Raw genomic sequence first — 18658 nt, forward strand, 5'->3', positions numbered from 1 at the left:
CGCGTCATGCGTTCCATCACCGCCCGACCCGCGCGGCCGGGGCGAGGCCTTCGTCGCCTCGCCGCGGCCCTGGCCCTGTTGGCGGCCGTCCCGGCCGCCTTCGCCGATACCCCGCCCGCCGCGGGCGTGATCGTGGTCTGGAAGGCCTCGGTCGATCCCTTGAAGCGCGACGCTGCGCCGCTGAAGGCCGCCGAGGCATCGCGCGACCGCAAGCGCTGGGAGCGCGCCGCCCTGGCGGCCCGCGACCTCGGCAAGCGGGTCGCCAAAGAAGCGGGTTTGCCTCCGGGTCAGTGGCATGAAGCCGGCAATGCCAGCGCCTTGCGTTTTGACCGCCCCCAGGCCGGCGCCGAGCTCGACGCCACGCTGCGCCGCCTGCGCCTGCACCCGCTGGTCGCGTCGGTCGAGCCGGATGTGCGAGTCAAGCGCCAGCAGGTCATTCCGCCGCCCAACGACACCCTGTTCAACACCCAATGGCATCTCGGCAGCGCCTTCACCGCCAGCATGCGCATGCCCGATGCCTGGCTGCTCATGCCCCCGAGTCCGTCGCCCGTGACCATCGCCGTGGTCGACAGCGGCGTGCGCTTCGACCACCCCGATCTGCTCAGCGTGGCGCAGGGCGGTGTGTTGCTCAACGGTTATGACTTTGTCAGTGAGGTTGAGTTTGCAAACGATGGGAATGGGCGAGACAGCGACGCTTCTGACCCAGGGGATTGGGTTGATCGCACTGGGAATCCTCCCGCTGTGCAGCAGTTCGTGGACGCCCAAGAGTGCGGCGACTTCGACGTCGGGCAGACGCGAATCCCCAGTTCTTGGCACGGCACCTTCATCGCCGGACAAATCGCCGCACGCACCAACAACAATCTGGGCGTCGCCGGGCTCAATTGGGGCGGGAACGCATTGGTGTTGCCGGTACGCGTGAGCGGCAAGTGCGGCGCGCTGTTGTCAGACATCCTTGACGGGCTTCGTTGGGCTGCGGGTTTACCCGTGCTGGGTATCCCACCCAACACCCATCCTGCCAAGGTGATCAACCTCAGTTTCGGTGGCTCTGGGGCTTGTACAAGGGGTTATCAGACCACCATCGATGACGTCACCAATCGCGGCGCATTGGTGGTCGTGGCCGCCGGGAACGGCGACACCGCCCTCACCCGGCCGGCCGATTGCCGCGGCGTGATGGCCGTGGCCGCGGTGCGGCGCGACGGCGCCAAGGCGTACTACTCCAGCTGGGGCAGCAACGTGGCGCTGGCCGCTCCGGGCGGATCGGCCCTGGAGTCGCCCCAGACAGACCACCTGCTGCGTTCCACCGACAACCCCGGTGGCACGACGCCGGTCGCCTACACCGGCCTTCCCGACAGCCAGGCCTACGGCTACAAGCAAGGCACCAGCTTCTCCGCGCCACAGGCCGCTGGCGTGGCAGGCCTGATGCTGGCCATCAACCCCAGCCTCACGCCCGCGGCGCTGATCGACCGGATGAAGGCCGCGGCGACCCCGTGGACAGGGCTCGCCCCCGGCTTGGCCGCCTGCGGTGCGGCGAGCATCGGCGCGTGCCGCTGCACCACCACCACCTGCGGCGCCGGCCTGCTCAACCCGGCCGCCGCGTTGAACAACGTGCTGACCGCCTATCTGGGCCAGTCGGCGTTCATCCAGCCCGTCGGCACGGTGCTCCCCGGCGCCACGATCGCCCTGGACGGTCGCGCCAGCCAGGACGCGGGACAGCCCATCACCTACCAGTGGAGCGTGCGCAGTGGCCCCGCGCTGACGATCCCCAACGCCACGTCCGCGCTGACCAGCGTCACCTTGCCCGCGATCGAGGCCCGCTGGGAGTTTCAGCTCACGCTGGGCAGCGGCGCGACCGATGTGATCGCCGTCGTCACCGACGCGCCCGATCCGACGCCGGTGGCTGGCGGCGGCGGCGGTGGAGGCCTGGGCCTCGCCGCGGGCGTGGCGCTTTGGGCGTGGGTGCTGGTGGTGATCACGGTCGTCCGGCGCCGCCGCGCACTGGCCTGAGCCTCCGCCCACGGCGCACCGGCTGACGCCGCCCCGTGCCCCGGCGTGGCGTCCGGTTCAGCGCCGGGCCGACAGCCGCCTGAACCCGCGCCTCAGCGTTCCCCGGAGCGCGCGTCGCAAGCCTGCAGCGAGCGGCCGCCCATGGCGCCGCGCAGCCCGTCCACCGTGCGCCGCTGCGCGTCGGTGATGGCCGGCAGCCGCAGGTTGAACGACAGCGATTCTTCCCGTTCCTGCACCACCCGTGCGGTGCGCACACCGCCGCGCGCCGCCTGGTCCAGCGCGGTGCGCGCGGCCGCCTCGGTGCTGTAGGTGCCCAGCGCCAGGCCGGGGCTCAGCCCGGGCGTGGTCACGTCCCGGTGGGCGACGCCGAGCGCCCGCAGCTCCGCCTTTTTGCGGGCGGCCTGTTCCGGCGTGTCATACCGGCCCATGTAGACCAGCCAGCGCGCCGGGCTGCGCACCTCATTGAGCTGCCACAGGGTGCCACCCCAGCCGAGCAGGCGGAACTCGGCGCGCAGCAGTTCCGCCTGCGCCGGCGTGAACCCGCCCGCCTCGAAGCAGGCGGTGGGTGCCGGGGCCTCGCTGCCGTCGGCCGGCGACGAGGTGGCTGCGGCCGCCACGGGCGGCGCGGGCGGTGTGGGGCTGGGCTCGCTGGCCGGGCGGGCGCCGTTGAGCAGCCGCACCGCCTCGGGCCGCACCTGCGCGGCCACGCGATCCGGTTCGCGCGCGCCGCCGACCGCCGCGGGCAACCACGGGGCCAGCCAGCCTTGTGTGTAGGCCCAGGTGCCGGCATTGGCCAGCAGCAGCGCCAGCACGAGCGTTCTCAGCATGGGCGCACGCTCACGTCGGCGCTGGTCACCCGGCGCAGCCCACCGGCCGTGTGCACCCGCAGCGCGCCGTCCTCGTCCACGCCCATCGCCGTGCCGTCGGTGCCGTCGCTCAGCCGCACCGCGCGGTCGCGCAGCGCGTCGCGCGCGGCAAAGCGGGAGGCGAACGCGGCGAACCCCTCGCGTTCAAAAAGCAGCAGGTCTTGCACCAGCGGCGGCACCACGCGGGCCAGCGCCTCGCCCGCGGTGAGGCCGACCAGGCGCTCCGCCAGGCCCGCCGGTGCCACGCCCCCGGGGGCGATGGCCGCGTCCGCCGGGCGCGCGATGTTCAGGCCCACGCCCACCACCACCAGCCGGCGAGCACCGCTGGGCGCGTCCAGCGGCGAGGCCGTTTCCACCAGGATGCCGCCGAGCTTGCGGTCGTCCCACCAGAGGTCGTTGGGCCACTTGAGGCGGATGGCCGGGTCGAGGCTGTCGGCCAGGCTCACGCCCACCGCCAGCGACAGGCCCGACCAGTCGGCCGGCGCCAGGGGCAGCGCCAGCGAGAAGGTCAGCGACTGGCCCGGGCGGCTGTGCCAGCCTTTGCCGAGGCGTCCCCGCCCGGCCGTCTGTTCTTCCGCCGCCAGCAGCACCGGCTCCATCAGCCCGGCGCGTGCGCGCCGCATCAGCTCGCTGTTGGTCGAATCGACGGCGGGGAGCACCTCCACCGTGAAGCCCGGCAAGAGAGGCGCCACGGCGCTCCAGACGGCTTCGGCGTGGGCGGTCAGCATGCCGGGTGTTTGGTTGTCAGCCCAGCCGGCTCGCGCGCCCGCCGCGGCGTGGCGCCAGCAGGGTGCCGCGGCAGCGCGGCGCGCCGCACCAGCAGGGGTACTGCTTCTTCAGCGCGGCGGTCATCGGCTCGTCGATGACCAGACCGTAGTCGTAGAACAACTCTTCACCCGCGGCGATGGGCCGGGCCGCGCGGATGAACACCCGCCCGTCTTCCACCTCGGCCACGCAGTTCGGCGCGCAACTGTGGTTGATCCAGCGGGCCGAGTTGCCGCCGAACTTCGCGTCGATGACGTGGTCTTCGTCGATGTGGAAGTAGAAGGTGTGGTTCGGGTCGCTGGGGTCGTGCGGGTGGCGGCGCAGCGCCTCGGCCCAGCTGATCACCTCGCCCACGTACTCGATGAGCGTTTCACCTTCCGCCAGATCCACCAGCGCATAGACCCCGCGGCCGTGAACGCCGGAGCGGCGCACCTGGATGCGCCGAAGGGGGGTGGCGCGCGGGGCCTTGGCGGGGGTTTTGCTCACGGGGCGGTGTTTTTGGTAAGGTTTTTTGAGTGCGGGCGCGCGCGTGTGCGCGCCACGAGCGCGCGTGTGCACGCGCGAGGAAATGGATTGTAGAGATGAAAACAGAAGCTTCCGGCAAGACGCTGGTGATCGCAGAGAAGCCGTCGGTGGCGCAGGACATCGTGCGTGCGCTCACGCCCGTGGCGGGCAAGTTCGACAAGCACGACGACCATTTCGAGAACGAGCGCTACCTCGTGACCTCGGCCGTGGGCCACCTGGTGGAGATCGCCGCGCCCGAGCAGTTCGACGTCAAGCGCGGCAAGTGGAGCTTTGCCCACCTGCCGGTGCTGCCGCCCTTCTTCGAGCTCAAGCCGATCGACAAGACCAAGTCGCGGCTCAACGCGGTCGTCAAGCTCGCCAAGCGCAAGGACGTGGGCGAGCTGGTCAACGCCTGCGACGCGGGCCGCGAGGGCGAGCTGATCTTCCGCCTGATCGAGCAGTACGCCGGCGGGCAGAAGAACGGTCAGTACCCCGGCCTGGGCAAGCCGGTGCGGCGCCTGTGGCTGCAGTCGATGACCCCGGCCGCCATCCGCGACGGCTTTGCCCAGCTGCGCAGCGACGCCCAGATGCGTGGCCTGGCCGACGCGGCGCGCAGCCGCTCCGAGGCCGACTGGCTGGTCGGCATCAACGGCACGCGCGCCATGACGGCCTTCAACTCGCGCGATGGCGGCTTCTTCCTCACCACCGTCGGCCGCGTGCAGACGCCCACGCTGTCGATCGTGGTCGAACGCGAGGAGCAGATCCGCGCGCACCGCAGCCGCGATTACTGGGAAATCCACGCGTCCTTCCTCGCCGAGGCCGGCGCCTACCCCGGCAAGTGGTTTGACCCGGCGTTCAAGAAACCCACCGGCGACAACGCCGACGGTGACCTGCGGGCCGACCGCCTGTGGGACCACCGCCAGGCGCTGGCCATCGTGGAGGCCGTGCGCGGCAAGGCCGCCAGCGTCACCGAAGAGCGCAAACCCACCACCCAGGCCTGCGGCCTGCTCTACGACCTGACCACGCTGCAGCGTGAGGCCAACGGCCGCTTCGGCTTTTCCGCCAAAACCACCCTGCAGCTCGCGCAGAGCCTGTACGAGCGCCACAAGGCCCTGACCTACCCGCGAACCGATTCGCGCCACCTCCCGGAGGACTACCTGCCGACGGTGAAGCAGACCTTCGAGATGCTCGCCGACAGCGGCATGAACCACCTCGCGCCGCACGCGCTGACCGCGCTCAACGGCGGCTACATCAAGCCCAGCAAGCGCGTGTTCGACAACAGCAAGGTGTCGGACCACTTCGCCATCATCCCCACGCTGCAGGCCCCCAGCGGTCTCTCCGAGGCCGAGCAGAAGCTCTACGACCTGGTGGTGCGCCGCTTCCTGGCGGTGTTCTTCCCCAGCGCCGAATTCATGGTGACCACGCGCATCAGCACCGTCGTCAACCATCACTTCAAGACCGAAGGCAAGGTGCTGGTCAAGCCGGGCTGGATGGCGGTGTACGGCAAGGAGGCCGCCGACGAGATCGAAGGCGCCAAGGACGGCGACAAGGGCCAGAACCTGGTCGCCGTGCGCGAGGGCGAGACGGTGCGCACCGAGTCGGCCGAGGCCAAGGGCCTCAAGACCCGTCCGCCGGCGCGCTACTCCGAAGCCACACTGCTCGGCGCCATGGAAGGCGCCGGCAAGCTGGTCGACGACGACGAGTTGCGCGAGGCCATGCAGGAAAAAGGCCTCGGCACGCCAGCCACGCGCGCGGCCATCATCGAAGGTCTGCTGGCCGAGAAGTACATGCTGCGCGAAGGCCGCGAGATCATCCCCACCGCCAAGGCCTTTCAGCTGATGACACTGCTGCGCGGGCTGGAGGTCGAGGAGCTTTCCAAGCCGGAACTCACCGGCGAGTGGGAATACAAGCTCGCGCAGATGGAGCACGGCAAGCTCTCCCGCGAGGCCTTCATGGGCGAGATTGCCGCCATGACCGAGCGGCTCGTGAAGAAGGCCAAGGAGTACGACCGCGACACCGTGCCCGGCAACTACGCCACGCTGCAGGCGCCCTGCCCGAACTGCGGCGGCGTGGTCAAGGAGAACTACCGCCGCTACGCCTGCACGGGTGCCGACGGCGCCAGCGACGGCTGCGGCTTCTCGTTCACCAAGTCGCCCGCCGGTCGCACCTTTGAGCTCGACGAGGCCGAGGCCTTCGTGCGGGACCGCCACATCGGTCCGCTGGAGGGCTTCCGCTCCAAGGCCGGCTGGCCCTTCGTGGCCGAGATGACGCTCAAGTACAGCGACGAGGACCGCAACTGGAAGCTGGAGTTCGACTTCGGCGATGACCGCAAGGGCGAAGAAACCGGCGAGCTGGTGGACTTCGCGGCCAGCGAGTCGCTGGGCGCGTGTCCCAAGTGCGGCGGCGCGGTGCACGAGCACGGCGCGAACTACGTGTGCGAACGCGCCGTGCCCACGGCCCAGCAGCCCACGCCCAGCTGCGACTTCAAGAGCGGCAAGGTCATCCTGCAGCAGCCGGTGGCGCGCGAACAGATGAACAAGTTGCTCGCCAGCGGCAAAACCGACCTGCTGGACAAGTTCGTCTCGCTGCGCACCCGCCGTCCCTTCAAGGCCTTCCTGGCCTGGGACGCCGAGGCCGGCAAGGTGAACTTCGCTTTCGAGCCGCGCGAGAGCAAGTACCCGCCGCGCAAGACGGCCGCCGCGCGGCCAGTGCCCGCGGCCAAGAAAGTCGCGGCCAAGACCGCCACCAAAGCCGCCGCCAAACCCGTGGCCAAGAAGGCGGCCAAGCCCGCCGCCGCCAAGGCCCCCCGCGCCGCCACCGCCGCCTCGGGCAAGCAGCCCAGCGCCGCGCTGGCCGCCGTCATCGGCCCGGGGCCGGTCACCCGGCCCGAGGTCGTGAAGAAGTTGTGGGACTACATCAAGGCCAACGGGCTGCAGGATGCGGCCGACAAGCGCCGCATCAACGCCGACGCCAAGCTGCGCCCCGTGTTTGGCAAAGACGCCGTGACCATGTTCGAGATCGCCGGCCTGGTCGGCGGCCACCTGTCCTGACCCCATCACCCACCCGGAGACACCACCCATGAGCCTCAAGCTGTTCTACGCGCCCGGCGCGTGTTCCTTCGTGCCGCACGCCGCGCTGGAGCTGGCCGGCGCCGACTTTGAACCCGCGCTTGTCAAGCTGCACAAGGGCGAGCACCGCACGCCCGACTACCTCGCGCTGAACCCGCGCGGCCAGGTCCCGGTGCTGGTGGATGGCGATCAGGTGATCACCCAGATCGTGGCCATCGGCCTGCACCTGGACGCGCGTTTTCCGCAGGCCGGGCTGCTGCCCGCCGGCGGTGCGGCGCGCACCCGCGCGCTGCAGACCTTTGCCTGGATGAACAACACGGTGCACCCGACCTTCACCCACGTGTTCATGCCGCAGAAGTTCACCGCGGACGCCGCCGCCCAGCAGGCGGTCAAGGCCCACGCCGTGGCGGCCTACCGTGAGCTGCTGGGCGAGATCGAGGCCCTGGCGGCGGCGGCCGGCCCGTGGCTGGGAGGGGAGCACCCCGGCCTGCTCGACGCCTACGCGCTGACCCTGCTGCGCTGGGGCGGCTTTGCCGGCATCGACCCCAACACCCTGCCCGCGACCTGGGGCCTGGCCCAGCGTTTCGCGGCGCTGCCGGCGGTGGCGCGTGCGATCGAGCGTGAGCGGCTCGAACTCAACGTGTACAAGCCGCAGTAAGCGGAACCGCCACACCACCGGCCTCGCGCGGCCGGTGGTCCTTCGACGCACCCCGGCCTTACTCGGCCGGAGGTCAATCGCCGCGCCCCGGCCCTACTCGGCCGGGTCGGGTCGCGGCATGAAGCGCAGGGACACGCGCAGCCCGCGCCGGGCGCGCTCCGGGTGGGCGTCTTCCATCACCACGGTGGCGCCGTGCTGTTGCGCGATCTCCTGCACGATCGCCAGCCCCAGTCCCGAGCCGTCGACGTTGGTGCCCAGCGCCCGGTAGAAGGGCTGCAGCACCAGGTCGCGCTCGTTGGCCGGGATGCCCGGGCCGTCGTCCTCGACCTGGATCACCTGGGCGCCGCTGAAGCGGTCGGTCAGCACCCGCGCCGTCACCACACTGCCGCGGCCGCTGTACGCGATCGCGTTGTCCACGAGGTTGCGCACCATTTCCTGCAGCAGGATCGGGTTGCCCACCCGGTGCAGTTCGGGCGGCAGCTCGGCCGGGCCCTCGTAGCCGAGGTCGATGCCGGCCTCCAGCGCGCGGGGCACCGAGTCCTGGACCACCTGCGGCACCAGCCGCGCGAAATCCACCGCGGCGCTGGGCAGCGCCCGGCCGGTCGATTCCGCGCGCGCGAGTGCCAGCAGCTGGTTGACGGTGTGCGTGGCCCGCGCGCTGGCGCGGGCGATCTGCTGCAGCGAGCCGCGAATCTCGGCCGGGTCGGTTTCGCGCTGGGCCAGTTCGGCCTGCATGCGCAGGCCCGCCAGCGGTGTCTTGAGCTGGTGCGCCGCGTCGGCGAGGAAGCGCCGCTGCGAGGTGAGCGAGGCCTTGAGGCGGGTGAGCAGGTCGTTGATCGAGGACACCAGCGGCGCCACTTCCTGCGGAATGAACGACTCCTCGATCGGGCTGAGGTCGTCGGGGCGGCGCGCGCGGATGCGTTGTTCCAGGTCCGACAGCGGCCGGATGCCCCGCACCAGCGCCATCCACACCAGCAGCACCGCCAGCGGCAGGATCACGAACTGCGGCACCATCACGCCCTTGATGATCTCGTTGGCCAGCGTGGAGCGCTTGCCCTTGGTCTCGGCCACCTGCATCAGCACCGGGCGCTGCGGGTCGTCGCGCGCCAGCCAGGTGTAGGCCACGCGCACCTCGTCGCCGCGCACCACGTCGTCACGCAGCCGCACGCGGCCGATCTCCGGCGGATCGTCGTCCTGCGGTTTCGGGAAGTCCACCTCGCCGCTGACCAGCGCGCCCCGCGCGTCCACCACCTGGTAATAGACGAGGTCGCTGTCGTCGGCGCGCAGCAGGTCACGCGCCTGGGTGTTGAGGACGAAGCGCACCTGCTCGCCCTCGCGCACCACCAGCTGCGTCAGCGCCTGCAGGTTGAACTCGAGCGCGCGGTCAAAGGGCTTGCTGGCGATGCCCTGGGCGACGAACCACGTGAGCGCCAGCGACAGCGGCCACAGCAGCAGCAGCGGCGTGAGCATCCAGTCCAGGATCTCGCCGAACAGGCTGCGCTGCTCGCGCTGGAACAGCCCGAAGCCGGTGGCGGCCGCGCGCGCCTCGGCCGGGGGTTCGCCACCGGACGCCGCGCGACCGACGGCGGCGTCTTCAGCCGGGGATTTTTTCAAGGCAGTAGCCCAGGCCGCGCACCGTGGCGATGCGGATCGGGCCTTTCTCGATCTTCTTGCGCAGGCGGTGGATGTAGACCTCGATGGCGTTGTTGCTCACCTCTTCGCCCCATTCGCACAGCCGCTCGACGAGCTGGTCCTTGCTGACCAGCCGCCCGGCGCGTTGCAGCAACACCTCCAGCAGACCCAGCTCACGCGCCGAGAGCTCGACCATCTTGCCGTCGATGGTGGCCACGCGGCCGGCCTGGTCGTATTCCAGCGGGCCGTGGCGGATGGTGTTGGTGGTGCCGCCCATGCCGCGGCGCGTGAGGGCCCGCACCCGCGCCTCGAGCTCCTGCAGGCTGAAGGGTTTGGCCATGTAGTCGTCGGCGCCGTAGTCCAGCCCCTTGACGCGCTCTTCCACGCTGTCGGCGGCGGTGAGGATCAGCACCGGCAGCTGCGAGCCCCGCGAGCGCAGCCGCTTGAGCACCTCCAGGCCGTGCAGCCGCGGCAGACCGAGGTCCAGGATCAGCAGGTCGAACTCGTTGTTGGTCATCAGCGCAGCGTCGGCCTCCGCGCCGTTGGCCACGTGGTCCACCGCCGCGCCGGCGGCCCGCAGGCTGCGCAGCAGGCCGTCCGCCAGGACCTGGTCGTCTTCCGCAATCAGGATGCGCATGCCTTGTCTCCTCGCGCCCGGCGGTGCCCGCCGTGTGGGGCCGATTTTAGGCGGCGGGCCCGCGCGCGCCCAGCCCGCCGCCGACCCGGGCGCTCAACCCTGCGCGTACGCTTCCAGCCCCAGCGCCACCACGGTCGCCACGTCCTCGCCCACCTGCGCGCGGAACTCCGCCTCGGTCTGCGCGACGGCGTGGCGGAACGCGTCGAGCCACAGCAGGCCGTCGGCCGTGAACACGATGCGCCGCGCGCGGGCGTCGGTCGGGTCGGGCTCGCGCCGCACGAGCCCCCAGGCCTCGCACTGCGTGACCAGGTCGCCCATGGCCTGTTTGCTCATGCCGGCGCTGGCGGCCAGCTCGGTCAGGCGCGAGCCGCGCAGCGAGAGGTGGCGCGTGATGTGCACGTGCGCCGCCCCCACCTGCGCGCGCGCCGCCAGGTTCGACAGCGCCAGTGGCACCTGCGCGTCGCGCGCCATGCGCGCCAGCACCCGCTCATCAAAGCGACGCTGGGCCGCGCCGAGCAGGCGGCCGAGGTGACCGCCGCGCCAGCGGTCGTCGGGCAAGGTGTCGGTCATGGGCGGCGTGGGTTGGCGGTGGGGGCGCCAAATGGTAAGGCAAACTGACCAAAAAATCGAGATTCGCCCGGGTATTGGCCTGCTACAGTGCTGGCCATGCATCCAGTGCTGGATGCGCCCACAGGTCAACACCCTTCAGGAGCCCCCATGGACGCCCCCGTCAAAAACGCCGCCCTCAACACCGAAAAAGCCAAGGCCCTGCAGGCCGCCCTCGCGCAGATCGAAAAGCAGTTCGGCAAGGGCACGATCATGAAGCTCGGCGAGGGCGAGGTGATCGAGGACATCCAGGTCGTCTCCACCGGCTCGCTGGGGCTGGACATCGCGCTGGGCGTCGGTGGCTTGCCGCGCGGCCGCGTGATCGAGATCTACGGACCCGAATCCTCGGGCAAGACCACGCTGACGCTGCAGGTGATTGCCGAGATGCAGCGCCTCAACGGCACCTGCGCCTTCGTCGATGCCGAACACGCCCTGGACGTGCAGTACGCCCAGAAACTCGGCGTGAACCTGTCGGACCTGTTGATCAGCCAGCCCGACACCGGCGAGCAGGCGCTGGAGATCGTCGATTCGCTGGTACGCTCCGGCGCGGTGGATCTGGTGGTGGTGGACTCGGTGGCCGCGCTCACGCCCAAGGCCGAAATCGAAGGCGAGATGGGCGACCAGCTGCCCGGCCTGCAGGCCCGTTTGATGAGCCAGGCCCTGCGCAAGCTCACCGCCACCATCAAGAAGACCAACTGCACGGTCATCTTCATCAACCAGATCCGCATGAAGATCGGCGTGATGTTCGGCAGCCCCGAGACCACCACCGGCGGCAACGCGCTCAAGTTCTACGCCTCGGTCCGCCTGGACATCCGCCGCACCGGCACGATCAAGAAAGGCGAAGACGCGATCGGCAACGAAACCAAGGTCAAGGTGGTGAAGAACAAGGTCTCCCCGCCGTTCAAGACCGCCGAGTTCGACATCCTGTTTGGCGAAGGCATCAGCCGCGAGGGCGAAATCCTCGACCTCGGCGTGTTGCACCGCGTGCTGGAGAAATCGGGCGCCTGGTATGCCTACAACGGCGAGAAGATCGGCCAGGGCCGCGACAACGCCCGCGAGTTCCTGCGTGAGAACCCGCCGCTGCGCCTGGAAATCGAGAACAAGGTGCGCGAAGCGCTGGGTGTGCCGCTGCTGCCGGCCTCGGAAGCCGACGGCGAACCGGCCGCCGAGCAGCCAACGCCGGCCAAGGCCCGCAAGCCGCGCGCCGACGCCGCCGAGGCCTGAACGCCGCGCGGCGTGGGTTTCGAAAAAATCTCGCTCAAGGGCCGGGCGCTGCGCCTGCTCGCGCAGCGCGAGCATTCGCGCGCCGAGCTGCTGCGCAAGCTGGCACCGCACGAGGAAGCGCCGGGCGAACTCGCGCAGGCGCTGGACGAACTGCAGGCCAAGGGCTTCATCAGCGAGCCCCGGGTGGTGGAGTCGGTGCTTCACCGGCGCGCCGCCCGGCTGGGCGCGGGGCGGGTGAAGCAGGAGCTGCAGGCCAAGGGCGTCAGCGCCGAGGCGGTGGCGGAGGCGGTGGAACGCTTGCGCGGCACCGAGGTCGAGCGCGCGCGCGAGGTCTGGCGCAAGAAGTTTGGCGCCCCAGCCATGGATGCCGCGGGCCGCGCGAAGCAGATGCGCTTTCTGGCGTCACGCGGCTTTGGCACGGCAGCCATTCGCCGTGTCGTCCAGGGGGACGAAGACGATTGAGGCCGGCGACGGCCGTTGACGCTTCAAACGGTCGGGGCGCGTGTCTCCGGCGTGTCTCCATCCATCCAGCCACCGCCGTGGAACCCGCCTCGCCGGGCCACGGGGTTGGCTCCCTGGGGTGAAGCGGCGCCAGCCGCGCAGGGGGGCTTACAGACCCAGCATCAGCCGCAGGTTTTGCACCGCCGCGCCGCTGGCGCCTTTGCCCAGGTTGTCCAGCCGGGCGATCAGCACCGCGTGGCGGTGGGCCTCGTTCGCAAACACCCGCAATTCCAGCCGGTTGGTGTCGTTCAGGGCGGTGGCGTCGAGTTTGCCGTCCTCCGTGGGGGGCAGTACCCGGACAAAGCCGCCGCCGGCTTCGCTGGCGGCGTAGTGCGCGGCCAGCGCGTCGTGCAGGTCGGCAGCGCGCGGTCGGCCGGGCAGTTCGTCGAGGTGCAGTGGCAACTGCACCAGCATGCCCTGGCGGAAATTGCCCACCGCGGGAATGAACAGGGGCCGACGTGTCAGGCCGGTCAGGGCCATGATTTCGGGGATGTGCTTGTGCGCCAGACCCAGCGCATAGGCCTCAAAGAGCGGCGCCGTGCCGGCCTCGTAGGCCTCGATCATGGTGCGGCCGCCACCGGAGTAACCGCTCACCGAGGGCAGCGCCAGCGGGAAGTCGGCCGGGATCAGGCCGGCGTCGACCAGCGGGCGGATCAGGGCGATGGCGCCGGTGGCGTAGCAGCCGGGGTTGGCCACGCGCTCGGCGCGCCGCACCGCGTCGGCCTGCGCGGCGGTCAGTTCGGGGAAGCCATACACCCAGCCCGGTGCGACACGGTGGGCGGTGGAGGCGTCGATGATCCGGGGCCGCCGGCCGGGCAGCGCGTCGATCATCGCCACGGACTCGCGCGCGGCGTCGTCGTGCAGGCACAGGATCACCAGATCGACCGCCGCCATGATTTCGCGCTTCGCTTCGGGGTCTTTGCGGCGTGCCGGGTCGATGCTGACGAGTTCGATGCCGGCCATCCCGTGCAGGCGCTCGCGGATCTGCAGGCCGGTGGTGCCGGCTTCGCCGTCGATGAAGAGGGTGGGCATGGGCGGGGCTCCGGAATCGATGTCGTTGGGACGGCCGCCGGTGTTGTCAGCCGCGCATCAGGCGCCTGACCATAATGCGCGCGGCGGGACTGCGCCAGATTGGTGCGTTGCACCATGATACAGTCCCCGGTTGCCTACCCCCCGGAGCACCTCTCCCGCCATCTCGCGGCCGTTCCGGGGCTTCACGTCCCATCCCTTGAGAGCGACCTCATGAAGATTCACGAATACCAAGGCAAGGAGATCCTGCGCCACTTCGGCGTGCCCGTGCCGCGCGGCATCCCGGCGTTCACGGTGCAGGAAGCGGTCGAAGCCGCCCAGAAACTCGGCGGCCCGGTCTGGGTGGTCAAGGCCCAGATCCACGCCGGTGGCCGTGGCAAGGGCGGTGGCGTGAAGGTGGCCAAGTCGATCGACGACGTCAAGGCCCGCGCCACGGACATCCTGGGCATGCAGCTCAAGACGCACCAGACCGGCCCGGAAGGCCAGAAGGTTCGCCGCCTCTACATCGAAGACGGCGCCGACATCCAGAAAGAGTATTACCTCTCGGTGGTGACCGACCGCGCGTCGCAGAAGGTGGCCTTCATCGCCTCCAGCGAAGGCGGCATGGACATCGAGGAAGTGGCCCACGCCACCCCGGAGAAGATCGTCAAGGTGTTCGTGGACCCGCTCGCCGGGTTCACCCAGGCGCAAGGCGAAGCGCTGGCCCAGGGCATCGGCATGCCCGCCGACTCGCAGGCCCAGTTCATCGACATCTGCCAGAAGCTCTACAAGTGCTACATGGACACCGATGCCTCGCTGGTGGAGATCAACCCGCTCAACCGCGACAGCAAAGGCAACGTGATCGCCCTCGACGCGAAGTTCAACTTCGACGCCAACGCGCTGTTCCGCCACCCCGAGATCGTGGCGTTGCGTGACCTCGACGAGGAGGACGCCGCCGAGATCGAGGCTTCCAAGTTCGACCTGGCCTACATCAGCCTGGACGGCAACATCGGCTGCCTCGTCAACGGCGCCGGTCTGGCCATGGCCACCATGGACACCATCAAGCTGTTCGGCGCCGAGCCGGCCAACTTCCTGGACGTGGGCGGTGGCGCCACGCCCGAGAAGGTCACCGAGGCGTTCAAGATCATGCTCAAGAACCCCAAGGTGAAGGCCATCTTGGTCAACATCTTCGGCGGCATCATGCGCTGCGACACCATCGCCACCGGCGTGATCACGGCCTGCAAGGCGGTGAACCTGAGCGTGCCGCTGGTGGTGCGCATGAAGGGCACCAACGAAGAACTGGGCAAGAAGATGCTGGCCGAGTCCGGTCTGCCCATCATCAGCGCCGACTCGATGGCCGAGGCCGCGCAAAAAGTCGTCGCCGCCGTCAAAGCCGCCTGAGCCTGGAGAAACACATGTCGATCTACATCAACAAGGACACCAAGGTCATCACCCAGGGCATCACGGGCAAGACCGGCCAGTTCCACACCGAGAAGTGCCAGGAATACGCAAACGGCAAAAACTGCTTCGTGGCCGGCGTCAACCCGAAGAAGGCTGGTGAGTCGATCTTCAACATCCCGATCTACGCCTCGGTGAAGGAAGCCGCGCAGCAGACCGGCGCCACGGTCTCGGTGATCTACGTGCCGCCCGCGGGCGCCGCCGCCGCGATCTGGGAGGCCGTCGAGGCCGATCTGGACCTGGCGATCTGCATCACCGAAGGCATTCCGGTGCGCGACATGCTGGAAGTGCGCAACAAGATGAAGGCCAAGGAAGCCGCCGGCGGCAAGAAGACGCTGCTGCTGGGCCCGAATTGCCCCGGCCTGATCACTCCGGAAGAGATCAAGATCGGCATCATGCCCGGTCACATCCACCGCAAGGGCCGCATCGGCGTGGTCTCGCGCTCGGGCACGCTGACCTATGAAGCGGTGGCGCAGCTCACCGAAATCGGCCTGGGCCAGTCCAGCGCCGTGGGCATCGGCGGTGACCCGATCAACGGCCTGAAGCACATCGACGTGATGAAGGCCTTCAACGACGACCCGGACACCGACGCCGTGATCATGATCGGCGAGATCGGCGGCCCGGACGAGGCCGAGGCCGCGATGTGGTGCAAGGCGAACATGAAGAAGCCCGTGGTCGGCTTCATCGCCGGCGTCACCGCGCCCCCCGGCAAGCGCATGGGCCACGCCGGTGCGCTGATCAGCGGCGGTGCGGACACGGCCGACGCCAAGCTCGCCATCATGGAAGAGTGCGGCTTCAAGGTCACGCGCAACCCCTCGGAGATGGGCAAGCTGCTCAAGGCGCTGCTCTGAGCGGTCCACCGCGTCTGTGACAAGGGCAACGGTTCGTTGCCCTTTTTTGTGCCCGCACGACAGGCGTACGTCCGCGGGCGCTGCAAGGCACGGGCACTCCCGGGGGTATGCAACAGAATGCAACCTTCATCGGTCCCCCGTTCTGCCGATAGCTTGGCAAGCCTTGTGTTTGCCTGCCCTTGCAGCCCATCCTTTTGTCGCGCCTGACCACCCTCCACCGCCCCTGGTACCACCCGCGTCGCCACGACGTGTGGTGGGGCCTGGGCGTGGCTGCGGCGGTGCTGACGCTGCACTTCACCGCCGACCCGATCGCTGCCCTGGAGCGGCGGTTGTTCGACGCCGCCAGCCTCATGACGGACCGGGCGCCGCTCGGGCGGGTGGCGGTCATCGCCATCGACGACGCGAGCATCGCCAAGGTGGGTCGCTGGCCGTGGCCGCGCGAGGTCCACGCCGAGCTGATCGACCAGCTCGCCGCGGCCGGGGCCAAGACCATCGTCCACACCAGCGCCTTCTCCGAACCCCAGACCGAGCGGGCGCTCGCGCCGTTGCGCGAACTGCGCTCGCGGCTGGAGGCCGCCGGCGGTACCAGCGACGTCTATGGCGATCTGAGTCCCGATTCGCGAGAGCGACTGCTTACTTACCTGCGAGACACCGAGCAACGACTGGATTCCGACGCCCGACTGGCCCGCAGCATCGCGTCGGCCGGCAACGTGATTCTGGGGTCGACCCACACCCTGGGTGTTCCGCACGGCCGCCCGGAAGCGCCCTTGCCCCCGGCGGCGCACCGCAGCAGCCTCGGTCCGGCCACCGGCTTCGGCCTGCCGTCGCTGCGGGCGGTGCACCCGCTGCCGGTGCTGGCCGACGGCGCGGCGGCGGTGGGACATGTCAACCACGTGGCCGATCCCGATGGGACCGTGCGCCAGGAAGCGCTGGTGGTCGAGTACGACGGACGCGCCCTGCCGTCGATCGCCCTGGCCGCCGCGGCCCACAGCCTGAACCTGGCGCCCAAGGACATCGTGCTCGACCGCGCCGAGGGCGTTCGCCTGGGCGGCGTCCTGTTGCCCACCGACGAGCGGGCCCGTCTGCTGCCGCAGTTCTACCCGGACCGTGGCGGGCGCCCGGCCTTCGAGGTGGACTCGTTTTATGACGTGATCGCGGGCCGTGTGCCGGTGTCGAAGTACCAGGGCCGGATCGTGCTTGTCGGCCCCACGACCGCGGCCGCGGGCGGAAAAACGGCGTTCGCCACCCCCGCCGGCGCTGCCACACCGCCCGTGCTGGCGACGGCCCACACGCTCAGCAGCCTGCTCAGCGGCCACCATCACGTGCGTCCGGCGTGGAGCGGTCTCGCCCAGGGACTGGCGGTGGTGCTCGTGCTGGGCTACCTGGTGTTCTGCCTGCCTCGCCTGAGCGGGTGGCGCGCCGCCGCGATCAGCGCCGCCGCCGTGGCGGTCTTGATCGGTGGTGATCTGCTGCTGGTGGCCCAGGCGCACTGGTGGGTGGGGGCGGTGCTGCCCGCGGCGCTCCTGCTGATCGGCCACCTCACGTGGGGTATTCGCCGACTGGTGCACAACGAGGTGCGCCGGCGTCGCGCCGACGCCGAGTCGGCGGAGACGAACCGGATGATGGGTCTGGCCCTGCAGGGGCAAGGTCAGCTCGACCTGGCCTTCGACCGTTTGCAGCGCGTGCCGCACAGCCCGGCGCTGATGGACAACCTGCTGCATCTGGCGCGCGACTTCGAGCGCAAGCGTCAGTTCAATAAGGCCGAAGCGGTGTGCCAGCACATGCTGCGGCTGGAGCCCGGTCACGCCGCGGCCGCCGCCGGCCTGCGCCGGGCGCGACAGCTCGCCCAGGCCGTGGTGCTCGGCCCGGGGTCGTCCCACCCGGGCGGCACGCTGATGCTGGGTGCCGCGGAAAAACCCATGCTGGGCCGCTACCAGGTGGAAAAGGAACTGGGCAAAGGCGCCATGGGGGTGGTCTATCAGGGCCGCGATCCCAAGATCGGCCGCACCGTGGCCATCAAGACGCTGGCCTTGTCCGCGGAATTTGAAGGCCAGGAGCTGCAGGACGCCCGCGAGCGCTTCTTCCGCGAAGCAGAAACCGCCGGCCGCCTGCAACACCCCAACATCGTGACCATCTTCGATGCCGGCGAGGACCACGACCTGGCCTACATCGCGATGGAGTTCCTCTCTGGACAGGACCTGACCGCCTTCACCCGCCCAGGCCACCTGCTGCCGGTGGACAAGGTGCTGCGGATTGGCGAGCGTGTGGCCCTGGCGCTGGACCACGCCCACCGCCAGCAGGTCGTCCACCGCGACATCAAGCCGGCCAACGTGATGGTGGATTTCACCACCGACGTGGTCAAGGTCACCGACTTCGGCATCGCGCGCGTGACCGACAGCAGCCGCACCAAGACCGGCATGGTCCTGGGTACCCCCAGTTTCATGTCCCCCGAGCAGCTCGCCGGGCAGCGCGTGGACGGCCGCTCCGACCTGTACTCGCTGGGCGTCACGCTGTACCAGCTGTTGACGGGTCAGCTCCCATTCCGGGCCGATTCGATGGCCGCGCTCATGTTCCAGATCGCCAACGAGCCCGCCGCGGCCGTGACGGTGTTGCGACCCGATCTGCCGGTCGAACTGGCCCGCGTGCTGCAGCGCCTGCTGGCGAAATCCCCCGCCGACCGCCATCCCAGCGGCGAAGCCCTGGCCACCGATCTGCGCCGCATCGCCGAACAGCCGATCGCGGCCTCCGCCCACCGTCCCCGGCCGCAAGATGCGACCTCGTCCGTCCCGCGTCCCGGGCGGGGCGCGCCGTCCGCGCCCCCCGCCGCCACCGCCCCGCTCGGCGCCAGCGAGCCCGACTTCCGGCTATAAACGTGC

At 70.0% G+C, this 18658-nt stretch carries 15 protein-coding genes; 8 read left to right on the top strand and 7 right to left on the bottom strand.

Annotated features, from left to right (window positions below; all coding sequences use genetic code 11):
• Positions 1-6: 6 nt before the first annotated feature.
• On the top strand, positions 7-2004 hold the full coding sequence (locus AC2D80_RS14495) for a S8 family peptidase (protein ID WP_484633744.1): 1998 nt from the start codon (positions 7-9) through the stop codon (positions 2002-2004).
• A gap of 92 nt (positions 2005-2096) precedes the next feature.
• On the opposite strand, the gene AC2D80_RS14500 is transcribed toward AC2D80_RS14495, so the two are convergent.
• The 3 genes from AC2D80_RS14500 to AC2D80_RS14510 are packed head-to-tail and all read right to left on the bottom strand — an operon-like array spanning position 2097 to position 4121.
• Positions 2097-2831 carry an SPOR domain-containing protein gene (locus tag AC2D80_RS14500; RefSeq protein WP_484633745.1) on the bottom strand — a complete coding sequence of 245 codons (735 nt, stop codon included), beginning with the start codon at positions 2829-2831 and terminating at the stop codon, positions 2097-2099.
• A complete protein-coding gene (locus AC2D80_RS14505) occupies positions 2825-3598 on the bottom strand; it encodes a biotin--[acetyl-CoA-carboxylase] ligase (protein WP_484633746.1) in 774 nt (257 codons plus the stop codon). Before AC2D80_RS14505 ends, AC2D80_RS14500 begins: the two co-directional genes overlap by 7 nt.
• Positions 3599-3614: 16 nt before the next feature.
• Positions 3615-4121, bottom strand: coding sequence for an SET domain-containing protein (locus AC2D80_RS14510; RefSeq protein ID WP_484633747.1), 507 nt, complete (start codon positions 4119-4121; stop codon positions 3615-3617).
• Between the two features lie 95 nt (positions 4122-4216).
• On the opposite strand from AC2D80_RS14510, the gene AC2D80_RS14515 reads away from it, so the two are divergent.
• Both AC2D80_RS14515 and AC2D80_RS14520 read left to right on the top strand, forming a co-directional pair.
• The gene (locus AC2D80_RS14515; protein WP_484633748.1) at positions 4217-7189 is read left to right on the top strand and encodes a DNA topoisomerase III; all 2973 of its coding nucleotides are present in this window, start codon (positions 4217-4219) and stop codon (positions 7187-7189) included.
• A 28-nt stretch (positions 7190-7217) separates the two neighbouring features.
• The gene (locus AC2D80_RS14520; protein ID WP_484633749.1) at positions 7218-7865 is read left to right on the top strand and encodes a glutathione S-transferase family protein; all 648 of its coding nucleotides are present in this window, start codon (positions 7218-7220) and stop codon (positions 7863-7865) included.
• Positions 7866-7958: 93 nt separating this feature from the next.
• On the opposite strand, the gene AC2D80_RS14525 is transcribed toward AC2D80_RS14520, so the two are convergent.
• The 3 genes from AC2D80_RS14525 to AC2D80_RS14535 form a co-directional block, all read right to left on the bottom strand.
• The gene (locus AC2D80_RS14525) at positions 7959-9335 is read right to left on the bottom strand and encodes a sensor histidine kinase N-terminal domain-containing protein (RefSeq protein ID WP_484633812.1); all 1377 of its coding nucleotides are present in this window, start codon (positions 9333-9335) and stop codon (positions 7959-7961) included.
• 124 nt (positions 9336-9459) lie between these two features.
• Positions 9460-10134, bottom strand: coding sequence for a response regulator (locus AC2D80_RS14530; RefSeq protein ID WP_484633750.1), 675 nt, complete (start codon positions 10132-10134; stop codon positions 9460-9462).
• Positions 10135-10227: 93 nt separating this feature from the next.
• Complete coding sequence (locus AC2D80_RS14535) at positions 10228-10704, bottom strand: MarR family winged helix-turn-helix transcriptional regulator (protein ID WP_484633751.1); 477 nt, start codon at positions 10702-10704, stop codon at positions 10228-10230.
• Between the two features lie 147 nt (positions 10705-10851).
• On the opposite strand from AC2D80_RS14535, the gene recA reads away from it, so the two are divergent.
• Positions 10852-11964: a recombinase RecA gene (gene recA, locus AC2D80_RS14540; protein ID WP_484633752.1), complete on the top strand. Its 1113-nt coding sequence runs from the start codon at positions 10852-10854 to the stop codon at positions 11962-11964.
• A gap of 12 nt (positions 11965-11976) precedes the next feature.
• A complete protein-coding gene (recX, locus tag AC2D80_RS14545) occupies positions 11977-12426 on the top strand; it encodes a recombination regulator RecX (RefSeq protein WP_484633753.1) in 450 nt (149 codons plus the stop codon).
• A gap of 147 nt (positions 12427-12573) precedes the next feature.
• On the opposite strand, the gene argC is transcribed toward recX, so the two are convergent.
• Positions 12574-13497: an N-acetyl-gamma-glutamyl-phosphate reductase gene (gene argC / locus AC2D80_RS14550; RefSeq protein WP_484633754.1), complete on the bottom strand. Its 924-nt coding sequence runs from the start codon at positions 13495-13497 to the stop codon at positions 12574-12576.
• A gap of 210 nt (positions 13498-13707) precedes the next feature.
• Between argC and sucC the strand changes: the two genes are divergently transcribed.
• The 3 genes from sucC (at position 13708) to AC2D80_RS14565 (ending at position 18652) form a co-directional block, all read left to right on the top strand.
• On the top strand, positions 13708-14874 hold the full coding sequence (sucC, locus tag AC2D80_RS14555) for an ADP-forming succinate--CoA ligase subunit beta (protein ID WP_484633755.1): 1167 nt from the start codon (positions 13708-13710) through the stop codon (positions 14872-14874).
• Between the two features lie 14 nt (positions 14875-14888).
• Positions 14889-15782 carry a succinate--CoA ligase subunit alpha gene (gene sucD, locus AC2D80_RS14560; protein WP_484633756.1) on the top strand — a complete coding sequence of 298 codons (894 nt, stop codon included), beginning with the start codon at positions 14889-14891 and terminating at the stop codon, positions 15780-15782.
• Between the two features lie 179 nt (positions 15783-15961).
• Positions 15962-18652 (top strand): CHASE2 domain-containing serine/threonine-protein kinase, encoded by a 2691-nt coding sequence (locus AC2D80_RS14565; RefSeq protein WP_484633757.1) that lies wholly within the window; start codon positions 15962-15964, stop codon positions 18650-18652.
• Positions 18653-18658: the final 6 nt, after the last annotated feature.

Source organism: Hydrogenophaga sp. T66 (assembly GCF_057219855.1).

Excerpts from the sequence above, each read along its gene's own strand:
- AC2D80_RS14520 (WP_484633749.1), top strand. The coding sequence starts at position 7,218 with ATGAGCCTCAAGCTGTTCTACGCGCCCGGCGCGTGTTCCTTCGTGCCG.
- AC2D80_RS14505 (WP_484633746.1), bottom strand. The coding sequence starts at position 3,598 with ATGCTGACCGCCCACGCCGAAGCCGTCTGGAGCGCCGTGGCGCCTCTC.
- AC2D80_RS14500 (WP_484633745.1), bottom strand. The coding sequence starts at position 2,831 with ATGCTGAGAACGCTCGTGCTGGCGCTGCTGCTGGCCAATGCCGGCACC.
- AC2D80_RS14535 (WP_484633751.1), bottom strand. The coding sequence starts at position 10,704 with ATGACCGACACCTTGCCCGACGACCGCTGGCGCGGCGGTCACCTCGGC.
- sucC (WP_484633755.1), top strand. The coding sequence starts at position 13,708 with ATGAAGATTCACGAATACCAAGGCAAGGAGATCCTGCGCCACTTCGGC.
- AC2D80_RS14525 (WP_484633812.1), bottom strand. The coding sequence starts at position 9,335 with ATGCTCACGCCGCTGCTGCTGCTGTGGCCGCTGTCGCTGGCGCTCACG.
- AC2D80_RS14515 (WP_484633748.1), top strand. The coding sequence starts at position 4,217 with ATGAAAACAGAAGCTTCCGGCAAGACGCTGGTGATCGCAGAGAAGCCG.
- recA (WP_484633752.1), top strand. The coding sequence starts at position 10,852 with ATGGACGCCCCCGTCAAAAACGCCGCCCTCAACACCGAAAAAGCCAAG.
- argC (WP_484633754.1), bottom strand. The coding sequence starts at position 13,497 with ATGCCCACCCTCTTCATCGACGGCGAAGCCGGCACCACCGGCCTGCAG.
- sucD (WP_484633756.1), top strand. The coding sequence starts at position 14,889 with ATGTCGATCTACATCAACAAGGACACCAAGGTCATCACCCAGGGCATC.
- AC2D80_RS14495 (WP_484633744.1), top strand. The coding sequence starts at position 7 with ATGCGTTCCATCACCGCCCGACCCGCGCGGCCGGGGCGAGGCCTTCGT.
- AC2D80_RS14530 (WP_484633750.1), bottom strand. The coding sequence starts at position 10,134 with ATGCGCATCCTGATTGCGGAAGACGACCAGGTCCTGGCGGACGGCCTG.